The 15,918-nt window shown below is 74.9% G+C and carries 3 protein-coding genes and 1 pseudogene; all 4 read left to right on the forward strand.

Annotated features, from left to right (window positions below):
* Positions 1 to 8: 8 nt before the first annotated feature.
* The 4 genes and pseudogenes from ACXKR8_RS47465 to ACXKR8_RS47480 all read left to right on the forward strand — a co-directional run bounded on the left by ACXKR8_RS47465 (position 9) and on the right by ACXKR8_RS47480 (position 15,911).
* Entirely contained in the window at positions 9 to 4,535 is a 4,527-nt protein-coding gene (locus tag ACXKR8_RS47465; protein ID WP_462100168.1) for an amino acid adenylation domain-containing protein, read from the forward strand.
* Positions 4,536 to 4,624: 89 nt separating this feature from the next.
* A pseudogene (locus ACXKR8_RS47470) lies at positions 4,625 to 11,377 on the forward strand (amino acid adenylation domain-containing protein); the annotation flags it as partial.
* A 98-nt stretch (positions 11,378 to 11,475) separates the two neighbouring features.
* Positions 11,476 to 13,761, forward strand: a complete 2,286-nt coding sequence (locus ACXKR8_RS47475) for a condensation domain-containing protein (protein WP_462100169.1) — start codon at positions 11,476 to 11,478, stop codon at positions 13,759 to 13,761.
* On the forward strand, positions 13,758 to 15,911 hold the full coding sequence (locus ACXKR8_RS47480) for an amino acid adenylation domain-containing protein (RefSeq protein ID WP_462100170.1): 2,154 nt from the start codon (positions 13,758 to 13,760) through the stop codon (positions 15,909 to 15,911). The genes ACXKR8_RS47475 and ACXKR8_RS47480 overlap by 4 nt, the downstream gene beginning before the upstream one ends.
* The last annotated feature ends 7 nt before the right edge of the window (positions 15,912 to 15,918 follow it).

The following is a 15,918-nucleotide window of genomic DNA, read 5'->3' on the forward strand; positions in this document are numbered from 1 at the left end:
CGACGACCATGACGCCTTCGAAGCGAGACCGCGCCGAGGCCCTGCCCGGGGATCTGCGGGAGGCGCTGCGCCGCCGGCTGGCCGGGCAAGGGGTAGGCAAACCGGCGATTCCACGGGCCGACCGCAGCGGCCCGCTGCCGCTGTCCTTCGTGCAGCAGCGACTGTGGTTCCTGGACCGGTTGCGGCCCGGCGACCCCCGCTACAACAGCGCGGTGGCGGTGCGGTTCACCGGGGAGCTGGACCGCGAGGCGCTGGCCGCCGCCCTGACCGCGGTGGTGGCCCGGCACGAGGGGCTGCGGACCGTCTTCGACCTCGACGAGGCCGACGGCCGTCCGGTGCAGACCGTGCGGGCGGCCGAGCGGTTGCCGCTGCCGGTACGGGAGTTGAGTGCGTCGGCGGACCTGGCGGCGGTGCTGCTGGAGGAGTACGCGCGGCCCTTCGACCTGCGGTGCGGGCCGCTGCTGCGGGCCGTGCTGGTGCGGGAGTCGGACACCTCGCAGGTATTGCTGCTGACGGGCCATCACATCATTACTGACGGATGGTCGATGGGCGTAGTCCTGGACGAGCTGTGTACGGCCTACGAGGCCTCGGCGGAACTGCCTCCGGTCGCCACGCAGTACCCGGACTACGCGGTATGGCAGCGGGAGCAGATGTCCGGTGCCCGACTGGAGCAGCAACTCGATTACTGGAAGGGTCAGTTAGCTGGGGCAGTGGTGCCGGAGCCGCCGCTGGACCACCCCCGGCGCGGCGAGGAGGCCGGGCCTGGCGCGGTGCACAGTTTCGCCGTCCCGGCGGGCGTGACGGCCCGGTTGCGTCAGCTCGCGGCGCAGCAGCACACCACGCTCTACACCGCCCTGGTGGCGGCGACCCAGGCGCTGCTGGCCCGTTGGTCCGGCCAGGAGGACATCTGCGTCGGCTCACTGACCTCGGGGCGGTCCCGCACCGATCTGGAGCGGGTGGTCGGCTGCTTCGTCAACACCGTGGTGCTGCGCACGACGGTGGAGCGGTCCGGGTCCTTCCGCGAGCTGCTGGGGCGAGCGGCCGGCACCGTCAACGACGCCTTCGCGCACGGTGACACGCCCTTCGAGCGGATCGTGGAGGCGGTGCGGGCGCCCCGCGAGGCGGGCCGCAACCCGCTGTTCGACGTGATGGTGCTGCTGCATCCGGCCCCGCCCGCCGCCACCGCCCCGCGGGGGCTCGGTGCCACCCTGGTCGACGTGCCCCGGCAGGCCGCCACCTTCGACCTGAGCGTGGAGTTCGTGCCGGACGGGGAGGGCCTGACCGGGCTGCTGGAGTACCGCAGCGATCTGTTCGACGCTCCGACAGCGCAGCGGACGGCCGAGCAGCTGCTGCGGCTGCTGGAGGGCGCCGCAGCCGACCCTGACCTGCCCCTGGGCACCCTGCCGCTGCTCTCCGCGCAGGAGGTCGACCGGGTGACGCGGGAGTGGAACGGCGCCGTGCTGCCTGTCCCGGACACCACTTACGTTCAGCTGTTCGAGAGTCGGGCGGCGCTGACGCCCGATGCCCTCGCCCTGGTGGCCGGGGACGAGCGGCTGGACTTCGCCACGCTCAACGCCCGTGCCAACCGGCTCGCCCACCAGCTGATCGCCGACGGCGCCGGCCCGGAACAGCTGGTCGCGCTGCGGCTGCCACGTACTGCCGACATGATCGTGGCCATCCTCGCGGTCTGGAAGTCCGGCGCCGGCTATCTGCCGCTGGACCCGGCCCTGCCGGAGGAGCGGATGCGGTATCTGCTGGCCGACGCCCGGCCGGCGCTGGTCCTGGACCAGGCCGCACTGCGCGCGGTGCCCGCTTCGGCACCGAACACCGACCCCGGCGACGCGGACCGGTCGGCCCCGCTGCGTCCGGCGAACACCGCCTACGTCATCCACACCTCGGGTTCCACCGGCCGACCCAAGGGCGTGGCCGTGACGCACCGCTCGATGGTGCACCTGCTGGCCGCCCACCGGGCCGGATTCGTCGCCGACGCGGGCGGCGGCCCGCTGCGGGTGGCGCTGACCGCGTCCTTCTCCTTCGACACCTCCCTGGAGGGGGTGCTGCTGCTGGCCGACGGCCACCCGCTGCACCTGGTCGACGAGGTGACCCGGATGGACCCGGCCGCCCTGGTCGCGTACGTGGTCCGGCACCGGATCGACTTCCTCGACGTGACCCCGTCCTACCTGGGTCAACTGCTGCCCGCCGGGCTGCTCACCGACCCCGGCCACCGGCCGCGGGTGCTGATGCTCGGCGGCGAGGCGGTCGGTCCCGGCCTCTGGCGCGAGCTGGCCGGGCGACCGGACCTGGCCGCGTACAACTACTACGGCCCCACCGAGTGCACGGTCGACGCGCTGGCCTGCCGGATCGAGGGCGAGGGCCGTCCGCTGGTGGGCCGTCCGCTGCCCAACACCGCGGCCTATGTGCTGGACGACCGGCTGCAGCCAGTGCCGGCCGGTGTCGGCGGCGAGCTGTACCTGGCGGGGGAGCAGGTCGCCCGCGGCTATCTGGACCGGCCCGGGCTCACCGCGGCACGGTTCCTCGCCGACCCATACGGACCGGCTGGCACCCGGATGTACCGCACCGGCGACCTGGCCCGCTGGACCGCCGACGGCCGCCTGGACTACCTCGGGCGCGCCGACGACCAGGTCAAGGTACGCGGCCACCGGATCGAACCGGGCGAGGTCGAGGCGGCCCTGCTGGACCTGCCGGGGATCGACGCAGCCGCGGTCGTGGCAGTGCCGGACGCGCACGGCCGGCTCCGGCTGGCTGCCTATGTCGTCCCCGCGGTCGGCACCGAACCGTCCGGGGCTGAGTTGCGGGCGGCCCTGCGACTGGTGCTGCCGGACCACCTGGTGCCGTCCTCCTTCACCGCGCTCGACGCGCTGCCACTGACCATCAGCGGCAAGCTGGACCGGCGTGCGCTGCCGGCCCCCGACCTCGAAGGGGACGGCAGGACACGGGAGTTCGTCGCACCGCGCACCCCCGACGAGGAGACCCTGGCCGGAATCTGGGCCGAGGCGCTGGGCGTGGCGCGGGTGGGCGTCACGGACAACTTCTTCGAGCTGGGCGGCGACTCGATCCTGAGCATCCAGACCGTCTCCCGGGCCCGTGCCGCGGGCCTGCCGCTCAGCTCGGGCGACGTCTTCCGGCACCAGACCGTCGCCGATCTCGCCGCCGCCGCTCGGCGGACCACCGAGCCGGTCGGGCCTCGGCGTCAGTACGGCGACGGGCCGGCTCCGCTGACGCCGGTTCAGGAGTGGTTTCTCACCACCCACGGTCTGCTGCGGCACTTCAGTATGTCCATGCTGCTCGACCTGCCGGGCGACCTGGACGAGCGGGCGCTGGAGCGGGCGGTGGAGGCGCTGGTGGTGCGGCACCCGGTCCTGCGCACCCGGTTCACCCGCGAGGCGGACGGCTGGCGCCAGCACCCGGGCACGGGTCCGGTCAGCGGGCTGCTGACCCGCCACGACCTGGCTGACGTCAGTCCTGAGCAAGCCGCCGACGCCGCCCGCGCGGCCCTGGATCCGGCCGCCGGCGCCCTGCTGCGCACGGCCCTGCTGGTGCCGCCGGGGACCGCCCGCCCCCAGTTCTTTGTTACGGCTCATCACCTGGCCGTGGACAGTGTCTCCTGGCGGGTGCTGCTGGCCGACCTGCGGCTGGCCTACCGGCAGGCGACCGCGGGCGAACCGCCGCGGCTGGAGCCCGAGCCCACCCCGTTCAGCGACTGGGCCGCCCACCTGGCCGAGCGGGTCCGCGCCGGGGACCTGGACGACGACCTGCCGTACTGGACCGCCGAGGCCTCGGCGCCGTCCGTCCCGCTGCCGGTCGACCACCCGGGCACCCCCCGCGCCGGGTCGGTCTGCACCGTCCGCACGCAGCTGGACCGGGCCACCACCGAGGCCCTGCTGCGCCGGGTGCCCGGGGTCTACCGGACCCAGGTCAACGACGTGCTGCTGAGCGCGCTGGGCCGGGCGCTCGCTGACTGGACCGGCGCCGAGCGGGTCACCGTCGCCCTGGAGGGCCACGGCCGGGAGGACCTGGGCGGCCAGGACCTCGACCTCTCCCGGACGGTGGGCTGGTTCACCACCCAGTACCCGGTCACCCTCGCCCCGGTCGGACCGGCCGACGCGCCGGACTGGGCCGCCACGCTGAAGGGGGTCAAGGAGCGGCTGCGGGCCGTGCCCCGGCGCGGCCTGAGCTACCAGGCACTGGCGGGTCCGCTCGGTTCGCCCGTGCTGCCCCAGGTGTGCTTCACCTATCACGGGCAGTGGACCGCCCCGAGGGCGGCGACTTCGCCCCGGCCGGGGAGGCACCGGGCCGGGACACCGCCCCGGACGAGCCACTGGACCACCTTCTCGACGTGTCCGCCGTGGTGGCCGACGGCCGGTTGGAGACCACCTGGCACTACAGCGACCAGGTACACGACCAGGAGACCGTCCGCGACCTGGCCGACGCCATGGCCGCCGCGCTGGCCGCCATCGTCGAGCACTGCGCCCGCCCGGACGCCGGTGGGCGGACCCCCTCCGACTTCCCGCTGACCCGGCTCGACCAGGCCGGCCTGGACCGGCTGGTCGGCGACGGACGCGCGGTGGAGGACCTGCTGCCGCTGACCCCGCTCCAGGAGGGCATGCTCTTCCACCGCCTGGTCGGGGGCGCCGACGACGTCTACGTCGACCAGGCCGCGCTGCTGCTGGAGGGCGTGCACGACCCCGAGGCCCTCGCCGCTGCCTGGCAGCGGGTGGCCGACCGCACCCCCGCCCTGCGCACCTCGGTGGTGTGGGAGGGCGTACCCGTGCCGCTCCAGGTGGTGCACCGCGCCGCCCGGGTGCCGGTGACCCAGGTCGACCTGCGGACCGCGGAGCGGGCCGAGCGGGCCGAGCGGCTGGCCCGGCTGCGCGCCGAGGACCTGGCCCGCGGCGTGGACATCGGCACGGCCCCGCTGATGCGGCTCACCCTGGTCCAACTGCCCGACGCCCGGCTGCAGCTGCTGTGGACCTCGCACCACCTGGTCCTGGACGGCTGGAGCCTGGCCCAGGTGCTCACCGACGTGTTCGAGGAGTACGCGGCGCTCACCACCGGCGCCGAGAGCCGACCGCCGGTGCGCAGGCCCTTCGGCGACTATGTGCGCTGGCTGGCCGTCCAGGACGCCGACGGCGCCCGGGCGTATTGGCAAAGGGTTCTCGGCGGCTTCGCCACCCCGACCCCGCTGCCGGTCGACCGGGTCCGGCGCGGGATCCACCGGGCCCGGTCGGCGGAGGTGCACACGGGCGGGCTGTCCGAGGAGGTGTCGGCCCGGCTGGCCCGCACCGCCCGGCAGGCCGGGCTGACCCTCGGCACCGTGGTCCAGGGCGCCTGGGCCCTGCTGCTGTCCCGCTACAGCGCGGAAACCGACGTGCTGTTCGGGACCACCGTCTCCGGACGCCCGGACGAGCTGCCCGGCGTGGAGTCGATGGTCGGCATGTTCATCAACACCCTGCCCACCCGGGTCCTGGTGGACGGCGACCGCAACGCCGCCGGCTGGCTCCGGGAGCTCCAGGAGGCGCAGGCCGAGGCCCGCCGTTTCGCCGCGGTGTCCCTGGCCGAGCTGACCGGCCTCAGCGAGGTGCCGTCCGGCAGTGCGCTGTTCGACAGCATGGTCGCCTTCGAGAACTACCCCTTCGACGCCGCCCGTGCAGCGGATTCCGGTGTGCGCCTGGTCGAGGTCTCCTCCCACGACGCCACCAACTACCCGCTGGTGCTGCGCGCCTACCAGGGCGACCGGCTGGGCTTCGACCTCGCGTACGACCCGGAGCTGTTCGACGCGGCGACCGTGCGCGCGCTCGCCGACCGGCTGTGCCTGCTGCTCACCGAGCTGGCCGACGACCCGGACCGCCCGCTGCGCGCCCTGGCCTGGACCACCGCAGAGGAACGGCGGCGGATGCTGGTCGACTGGAACGGCACCGTGCGGGGCCGACCCGCGGAGACCCTGGTCGACCTCTTCGAGGCCCAGGCCGCACGCACCCCCGCCGCCGAGGCGGTCTCCTTCGGCGAGGACCGGCTCGACTACGCCACCCTGGACGCCAGGGCCAACCAGCTGGCCCACCGGTTGGCCGAACTCGGCGCGACCCGCGAGCAGTTCGTCGCCCTGGCGCTGCCCCGCTCGGTCGACCTGGTGGTGGCCGTGCTCGCCGTGCTCAAGACGGGCGCGGCCTATCTGCCGGTCGACCCGGCGCTGCCCCCCGAGCGGATCGCCCAACTGCTCTGGGACGCCGGACCGGTGGCGCTGGTGACGTCGGCTGCCGGCGGCGGCGCCGAGGGTGTGCCGGTGCTGTCGCTGGGCGACGCCGAGGTGCGCGCCGACCTGGCGCGGCGTCCGGGCACCGGTCTCGGCCCGGCCCACCGGCCGCTGCCGGAGAGCCCGGCCTACGCCATCTTCACCTCCGGCTCGACCGGCCGCCCCAAGGGCGTGGTGGTGCCCCACGCCAACGTGGTCCGGCTGTTCAGCAGCACCCGGGACCGGTTCGGCTTCGGCGTGCACGACGTGTGGACGCTGTTCCACTCCTACACCTTCGACTTCTCGGTGTGGGAGCTGTGGGGCGCGCTGCTGCACGGCGGCCGGCTGGTGGTGGTGCCCGAGGACACCGCCCGGTCCCCGGAGGACTTCCTGCGCCTGCTGGTCGACGAACAGGTCACCGTCCTCAACCAGACCCCGTCCGCGTTCTATCCGCTGGTGCGCGCGGACGCCGAGAACCGCGGGCTCGGCGACCGGCTGGTGCTGCGCACGGTGGTCTTCGGCGGTGAGGCCCTGGAGGTGGACCGGCTCGCCGGCTGGTACGCCCGCCACCCGGACACCGCACCGCGGCTGGTGAACATGTACGGCATCACCGAGACCACCGTGCATGTCACTTACGCCCCACTGGACCGCGCGAGTGTGCGGGCCGGCGGCGCCGGTCCGATCGGCACCGGACTTCCCGACCTGCGGGTGTATGTGCTCGACGCCGGCCTCGCCCCGGTCCCGCCGGGCGCGGTGGGGGAGATGTACGTGGCGGGGGAGGGCCTGGCCCGCGGCTACCTCAACCGGCCCGGCCTGACCGCGACCCGCTTCACCGCCGACCCCTGGGGCCGCCCCGGCACCCGGATGTACCGGACCGGCGACCGGGCCCGGTGGCGGGCCGACGGCACCCTGGAGTACCTGGGCCGCGCCGACCTGCAGCTGAAGATCCGCGGCTACCGGATCGAGCCCGGCGAGATCGAGGCCGCCCTGCACACCCATCCGGGCGTGGGCGCCGCGGCGGTGGGTGCGTACGAGGACGGCTCGGGGACGCGTCGGCTGGTGGCGCACGTCGTCGGCTCCGGCAGCGGCTCAGGCTCCGGTGGCGGCGGGCACGGGACGCCGCCGTCCGCGGCCGAGCTCCGCGCGCACCTGGAGCGGCTGCTGCCCGCCTACATGGTGCCCGCCGCCTACGTCCCGCTGGCGGCCCTGCCGCTGACCGTCAACGGCAAGCTGGACCGGCGCGCCCTGCCCGCGCCCGGCCCGGACGGCTTCGCCGCGGGCCCTGAGCGCACTGCCCCGCGCACCCCGGCCGAACGCCTGGTCGCCGCGGCCTGGACGGACGTCCTGGACATCGACGAGGCCGGCGCCGAGGACAACTTCTTCGCCCTCGGCGGCGACTCCATCCTCGCCATCCGGGTCACCTCCCGGCTCCGCGCCTCCTTCGGCGCGGACGTCTCACCCCGGCTGCTGTTCACCCACCCCGCGCTGGCGGACCTGGCCGCGGCCCTCGGCGACCCGACCGGGGACGGAAGCCCCTCGGTCGACGCCATCCCGGCCGCTGACCCGGCCGCCGAGCCGCCGCTGTCCTACGCCCAGCAGCGGCTGTGGTTCCTGGACCGCTTCGAGCCGGGCAGCACCGAGTACACCACCCTGTCCGTGCTGCGCCTGCGCGGCCCGCTGGACGCCGTAGCCCTGCGGACCGCCCTGGACGGCCTGGTGGCCCGGCACGAGGCGCTGCGGACCACCTTCGCCGAGCGGGACGGGCGCGCGCGGCAGGTGGTGCACCCGTCGCACCCGGTCGAACTGCCCTGCGACGACCTGACCGCAGCGCCCCCGGCGGCCCTCGACGCCCTGGTGGAACGGGTCGCCGCCACCCCGTTCGACCTCGCCGCCGGGCCGCTGCTGCGGGCCCGGCTGGCCCGGTCGGCCGAGGACGAGCACGTGCTCCTGCTGGCCGTGCACCACATCGCCACCGACGGCTGGTCGATGGCCGTGCTGGGCCGGGACCTGGGCGAGCTGTACGCGGCGGCCTGCGAGAACCGTCGCCCGGAGCTGCCCGAACTGCCGGTGCGGTACACCGACTACGCCGCCTGGCAACGGGCCCGCACCGGCCGCGCCGAGGAGGACCTCGCCCACTGGCGCGGGGTCCTGGACGGCATGGCGCCGCTGGAGCTGCCCACCGACCGGCCGCGGCCCGCCGTCCGCACCCGCGAGGGCGCGCTGCTGACCTTCACCCTGTCCGCCGCGTTGACCGGACGGCTGCGCGAGCGGGGCCGGGAGGCCGACGCCACCCTCTACATGACGCTGCTGACGGCCTGTCAGATCCTGCTCGCCCGCTGGGCCGACCAGCAGGACCTCACCGTCGGCACCGTCGCCTCGGGCCGGGAGCAGCACGGACTCGACGACGTGGTCGGCATGTTCGTCAACACCCTGGTGCTGCGCGCCCGGGTCCGACCGGAACTGACGTTCCGTGAGCTGTTGGCCGAGGCGCGCGGCACCGTACTGGAGGCGTTCGCCCACCAGGAGGTGCCCTTCGAGCGGCTGGTCGACGCCCTCCAGCCCGAGCGGGACACCAGCCGCACCCCGCTGTTCCAGGTGATGGTGGCGCTGCACAACCTGGGCGCCGAGGCGCCGACGCTGCCGGGCCTCGAGGTGGAGCCGCTGACCCCGCCGGTCCACCACGCCACCTTCGACCTCGCCTTCGACTTCGTCGAGCACGACGGCGGCCTGACCGGCTACCTGGAGTACAACACCGGCCTCTTCGACGCGGACACCGCCGAGCGCCTGGCGAGCCGGCTGCGGACCCTGCTGGAGGCCGCGGCCGAGGACCCGGGCGTCGCCGCCGGGGCGCTGCCACTGATGGACGCCGAGGAACGGGGTGAGGTGCTCCGGCTGGGAGCGGGCGAGTCACTGCCCGAGGCGGACACCACCCTCACCGAGCTGTTCGAGGCCCAGGCCGCCCGCACCCCTTGGCTCACCGCCCTGGTGGCCCGGGACGCCACCCTGGACTTCGCCGCCCTCAACGAGCGGGCGAACAGGCTGGCCCACCACCTGGTCGCCCTGGGCGCCGGTCCCGAACGCGTGGTCGCGGTGCGACTGCCGCGCAGCTCGAACCAGGTGGTGGCGGTGTTCGCGGTGCTCAAGGCGGGCGCCACCCTGCTCTGCCTCGACCCCGAACTGCCCGAGCAGCGGGTCCGGTTCATGCTCGACGACGCCCGGCCGCAGACCCTGCTGACGGCGGACGCGCTGCGGGAGGTGCCCTGGGACCGGCTGCCCGCCCACGACCTCACCGATGCCGACCGAACAGAACCCCTGCTGCCGCAGCACACCGCCTACATCGTCTACACCTCCGGATCCACCGGCCGGCCCAAGGGTGTCGCGGTGGAGCACCGGCAGTTGGCCAACCTCTGCCAGGACCACCGCGCGGGACTGGTCGAGTCGCACACCGCGGACGGGCAGCGGCTGCGGTTCGCCCTCAGCGCCTCGTTCTCCTTCGACACCAGCTGGGAGGGCCCGCTGCTGCTCGCGCTCGGCCAGGAGGTCCACCTCATCGACGAGGAGGTGCGGCTCGACCCGGAGGCGTTCTGCGCCCGGATCGTCGAACGCCGGCTGGACCTGGTCAATGTCACCCCCTCCTTCCTGCGCGAACTCATCGGCGCCGGACTGCTCGCACCCGGCCGGCACCACCCGAGGCTGCTGCTGGTCGGCGGCGAGGCCGTCCCGCCCGCCCTCTGGCAGGAGCTGTGCGCGGTGCGGCAGGACCTCGGCGTGACCGTCCACAACATCTACGGGCCCACCGAGTGCACCGTCGACGCGGTCTACGGGCCCTGCGCGGACAGCCCCGACCGCCCGGTGATCGGCCGTCCCGGCCGCAACCTGATGGCCTATCTGCTCGACGGCGCGCTGCGGCCGGTGCCGCGCGGGGTGCCGGGGGAGCTGTACCTGGCCGGGGCCCAGGTGGCCCGCGGCTACCTCCACCAGCCCGGTCTGACCGCCGCCCGCTTCCTGGCCGACCCCTTCGGAGCGCCGGGGACCCGGATGTACCGCACCGGCGACCGGGCCCGCTGGGACGCACGGGGACGGCTGGAGTTCCTCGGCCGGGTCGACGAGCAGGTCAAGATCCGCGGCTTCCGGATCGAGCCGGGCGAGGTGGAGGCCGCCCTGCTGGAGCACCCGGACGTCGCCGAGGCCGTGGTCACCGCACGTGAGCACGCCGGGCGGCTGATGCTGGTCGGCTATCTGGTGCCGGCCGGGGACCGGGTTCCGCCGGCCGAGGAACTGCGGGCCGGGCTGCGGCGGACGCTGCCCGACCACATGGTGCCCGCCGCGTTCGTCCCGCTGGCCCGGATCCCCCGCACCACCAGCGGCAAGACCGACCGCGGCGCGCTGCCCGCCCCGCCCGCCCAGCCGGACAGCGGCGAACCCCATGTGCCGCCGCGGCCCGGCACCGAGCAGCGGCTCGCCGCGATCTGGGCCGAGGTGCTGGGCGTGGCACGGGTGGGCGCGCAGGACAACTTCTTCGCGCTGGGCGGAGACTCCATCCTCAGCATCCAGATCGTCTCCCGCGCCCGCGCGGCCGGTCTCGCGCTCACCACCAAGGATGTCTTCCGCTATCAGAGTGTGGCTGAACTTGCTTTGCAGGTAGGCGAGTCGGCCGCACGGGCGATCGATGGCGACACCGCGCCCGCCGAGGCGCCGCTCACCCCGATCCAGCGCTGGTACCTCGATGACCGCCGCCCTGGCGACGCACTGCGCTTCAGCATGACCCAGCGGCTGGAACTGGCCCCGAACGCCGACCCGTCGGCGCTGAGCACGGCGGCCCTGGCACTGGTACGGCACCACCCGGCCCTGCGCACCCGGTTCGGCCACCACACCGGTACCGGCTGGCGCCAGGAGGTCCTGGCCGAGGCGCCGGACGGGGTCTTCACCCGGCACGACGTGGCAGGCCTGGATCCCGCGGCGCTGGAGGCGGAGGTGCAACGGGTCACCGACCACGCCCAGGCCTCGCTCGACCCGACCGAGGGCCGGGTGGCGCGGGTGCTGTTCTTCGACCGCGGCACGGGGCAGCCGGGGCAACTCGTTTTCACCGTGCACCATTTGGTCGTGGACGGCGTGTCCTGGCGGATCCTGCTGGCCGACCTCGAGGCTGCCCACCGGGCGGCCGGGGACGGGCGATCCGTCGAACTGCCCCGGCGGGGACCTCCTTCGGCCACTGGGCCGCCCGGTTGGACCAGCACACCCGCTCCGGTGCGCTGGACGCCGACCGTGACCACTGGACCCGCACCGCCGCTGCCCCGGCCGAGCTGCCCGCCGGGCGGCCAGGACCCAACACCCACGGCAGCGCCGCCACCGTCACCGTGACCCTGGACGCCGACACGACCGACGCGCTGCTGCGCCAGGTTCCCGCGGTCTACCGGACCCAGGTCAACGACGTCCTGCTCAGCGCCCTGGGCCGGACCCTGGCCCGCTGGTGCGGGCGGGACACCGTCCTGGTCGGCGTGGAGGGGCACGGCCGCGAGGACCTCTTCGACGACCTGGACCTGTCCCGGACGGTGGGCTGGTTCACCGCCGAGTTCCCGCTCGCCCTGGACGTCGCCCCCGATGCCGACTGGCACGACACCCTGCGCTCGGTGAAGGAGCAGCTGCGCGCGGTCCCGCGGCACGGGCTGAGCCACGGTGCGCTGCGCCACCTGCTGCCGGACAGCCCGGCGCCTCAGGTGGGCTTCAACTACCACGGGCGGTGGGACGCCGGCTCCGGCGACGACGGCCTCTACCGTGCCTCGCTGCCCCCGGCCGGCCGCGACACCGACCCGGACGAGCCCCGGCCCTACCTGCTGGACATCACCGGGGTGGTGCAGCAGGGCCGGCTGGAGCTGGGCTGGACCTACCCGGCGGACGTCTACGACGAGGCCACCGTCCGCGGCCTGGCCGAGCAGATGTGCGCCGCGCTGCGCGAGATCGCCGCGCACTGCGCCCGCCCCGAGGCCGGCGGCCGCACCCCGTCCGACTTCCCGTTGGCCGGCCTGGACCAGGAGCGGCTGGACCGGCTGGTCGGCGACGGACGCCAGGTCGTCGACGTCCTGCCGCTGACACCGCTGCAGTCCGGGATGCTCTTCCACGGGCTGGTCGACACCGAGGGGGCCTACTTCGACCGGACTGCGGTGCGGCTGTCCGGAGTGGCCGACCCGCAGGCCTTCGCCGAGGCCTGGCAGCAGGTCGCCGACCGTACCCCGGCGCTGCGCACCAGCGTGCGCTGGCGGGGGCTGCCCCATCCGGTTCAGCTGGTCCACCAACGGGTTGAGCTGCCGGTCACCCAGCTGGACTGGCGGCGGCTGACACCCGAGCAGACGGCGGCGGAGACCGGGCGCCTGCTCGCCGCGGACCGCGCCGCCGGCCTGGACCTGGCCACCGCGCCGCTCACCCGGCTCACCCTTGCTGCTCTGCCGGACGATGAGCTGCTGCTGCTGTGGTCCACGCACCACCTGATCCTGGACGGCTGGAGCACCGGGCACCTGCTGACCGAGGTGTGCGAGCAGTACGCCGAGCTGACCGGCGGCCCGCAGGGGTCCCGGCCGGTCCGGCGGCCGTTCGCGGACTTCCTGCGCTGGCTGGACGACCAGGACGAAACCGCGGCCGAGGCCCACTGGGCCGACGCCCTGGCCGGCTTCACCGCGCGCACCCCGCTGCCGTACGACCGCAGGCCCGCCGAGGCGCACCGTGCCCGCTCCGCCGAAGCCGTCCACCGGGAGCTGGACCAGGCGGTCTCCCAGCGGCTGCGGGAGACCGCCGCTGGGGCCGGACTGACCGTCAACACCGTGCTGCAGGGCGCCTGGGCGCTGCTGCTGGCGCGCTACAGCGGCGGTGACGACGTGGTGTTCGGCACCACCGTATCCGGACGCCCGGCCGAGCTGCCCGGCGTCGAGTCGATGATCGGCATGTTCATCAACACCGTGCCGACCCGGGTCCGGGTGCCGGCCGGCGCGGTCCTGCCCTGGTTGCGGGAACTGCAGCAGCGGCAGAGCGACAGCCGCCGCTTCGACCACCTGGCGCTGTCCCGGGTGCAGGCGCTCAGCGAGCTGCCGGTCGGCGAGCCGCTGTTCGACAGCATGCTGGTGTTCGAGAACTACCCCGTCGACGAGTCGGTGACGGCCAGGACCGGCGTGGGCGTGGAGGAGGTGCGGGCCGACGACGCCACCACCTTCCCGTGGTGCCTGCGGGCCCAGTCGGCCGAGCTGCTGGGCTTCGACCTGGCCTACGACCCCGCGCTGTTCGACCGCACCACCGTGGAACGCGCGGTGGACCGCCTGGCCGTCCTGCTCACCGCCCTCGCCGACGGTATGGACGGCGACCTCGGCGATCTGGACCTGCTCACCGCGGCCGACGCGGAGCTGCTGGCGTCCTGGAACACCACCGCCCGCCGGACGGCTCCGCGCAGCCCGGTGCAGCTCTTCGCCGAGCAGGCGTCCGCACCCCTGACGCGATCGCGGTGCGTTCCGAGGAGGGCGAGTTGAGCTACCGTCAGCTCGCCGACTGGTCGGACCGCCTGGCCGGTCGACTGCTGGCCGACGGGCTGGCGGCCGAGGGCCGGGTGGCGCTGCTGATGGAGCGTTCGGCCGAACTCGTGGTGGCCCAGCTGGCGGTGCTCAAGGCCGGCGGCGCCTATCTGCCGGTGGACGCCCGGGCTCCCGAGGAGCGCCGCCGGGAGCTGTTCACCCGGGCGGGCGTCGCCGTTCAGCTCACCGCTGCCCGGGTGGCTGCCGCCCGCACCGGTCCGGCCCGACCGTTCGTGCCGACTGCCGACCCCGACCGGCTGGCGTATGTGATGTTCACCTCCGGATCCACCGGCCGGCCCAAGGCGGTGGCGGTACGGCACCGCGACGTGGCCTCGCTGGCCACCGACAGCCGCTTCGCGGACGGCAGCTCGGCCGGCGTGCTGCTGCACTCGCCGGTGGCCTTCGACGCTGCCACCTTCGAGGTATGGGCACCGCTGCTGAACGGCGGCTGCGTGGTCGTGGCCCCGGACGGCCCGGTGGACGCGGCGCTGCTGCGTCGGCTGGCCGGCCCCGGCGGCCTGACCGCCGTGTGGCTGACCGCCGGACTCTTCCGGCTGCTGGCCCAGGACGCGCCGGACTGCTTCGCGGGCCTGCGCCGGCTGTGGACCGGCGGCGACGTGGTGCCCGCGCCCGCTGTCCGCCGGGTCCTGGCCGCCTGCCCCGGTTTGAGCGTGGTGGACGGTTACGGGCCCACCGAGACCACGACCTTCGCGACCTCCTTCGCTCTGGCCGACCCGGCGGCGGTGCCCGACACCGTGCCGATCGGCCACCCCCTGGACGATGTGCGCGTCCACGTCCTCGACGGCCGGCTGCGGCCCGTCCCGCCGGGCTGCGCGGGGGAGTTGTTCGTGGCCGGCGAGGGTCTGGCGCGCGGTTACCTGGGCCGTTCCGGCGACACCGCAGCGCGCTTCCTGGCCGACCCGGCCGGCCCGCCCGGGGCCCGGATGTACCGCACCGGCGATCTGGCCAGGCGGCGTCCGGACGGTGCGGTCGAGTTCCTGGGCCGCGCGGACGACCAGGTGAAGATCCGCGGGTTCCGGGTGGAACCCGGCGAGGTGGAGTCCGCGCTCGCGGCCCACCCGGGGGTCGCCGACGTCGCCGTCCTGGCCCGCGCGGACCGGACCGGCGGCAAGCGGCTGGTGGCCTATGTGGTCGGCCCGGCCGGGGACGACCCGGACCGGCTGCGGGCCTTCGCCGCCCGCGCCCTGCCCGACTACCTCGTTCCCACCGTGTTCGTTCCGCTCGCCGCCCTTCCGCTGAGCGGCAACGGCAAGGTCGACCGAGCGGCGCTGCCGGTGCCCGACGCGGAGCACGGCGGCAGCGAGCACCGCGAGCGGGTCGCGCCGCGGACCGAGGCCGAACGCCGCACGGCGGAGGTCTTCGGCGAGGTCCTGGGCATCCGCCCGCCCGGGGTGGAGGACGGCTTCTTCCAGCTGGGCGGCGACTCGATCCTCAGCATCCGGCTCGCCGCCCGCCTGGCCGAGGCCTTCGGCGCCGACCTCACCCCCCGGGCGGTGTTCACCCATCCCACCCCGGCCGGGCTGGCCCGGCTGCTCACCTCGGGGCAGGACCGGCCCGCGGGACCGGCCGTCGTCCCGGTCGCCCGTGAGGCGGCGATGCCCATGTCCTACGCCCAGCAGCGGCTGTGGTTCCTGGAGGAGTTCGCACCCGGCGGCACCGAGTACGTCACCGCGCTCGCCCTGCGGCTGCGCGGCACCCTGGACATCGGCGCGCTCGGCGCGGCCCTGCGCGCGCTGACGGACCGCCATGAGGCGCTGCGCACCACCTTCGACGATGTCGACGGCCAGGGCGTGCAGATCATTCACCCGCCACAGGAGGTGCCGCTGCTTCTGCATGACCTGTCCGAGCTGCCGGAGCAGCAGCGCGGGTCGGCGCTGCGCGCGCTGCTGGCCGGGGAGCGGGCCCGTCGCTTCGATCTGCGCCGCGGACCGCTGCTGCGGGCCGGCCTGGTGCGGCTGGCCGAGGACGACCAGGTGCTGGCGCTGAGCCTGCATCACATCGTCACGGACGGTTGGTCGACCTCGGTCCTGCTCAACGACCTGGCCCAGCTCTACCGCGCCGAACTGGCTCCACCGAGCCCCCGTTGACCCCGCT

Source organism: Streptacidiphilus sp. PAMC 29251, from assembly GCF_054208735.2.

What these genes read in the sequence shown, in the direction of transcription:
- ACXKR8_RS47465 (WP_462100168.1), top strand. Translation starts at nt 9, where the DNA reads ATGACGCCTTCGAAGCGAGACCGCGCCGAGGCCCTGCCCGGGGATCTG.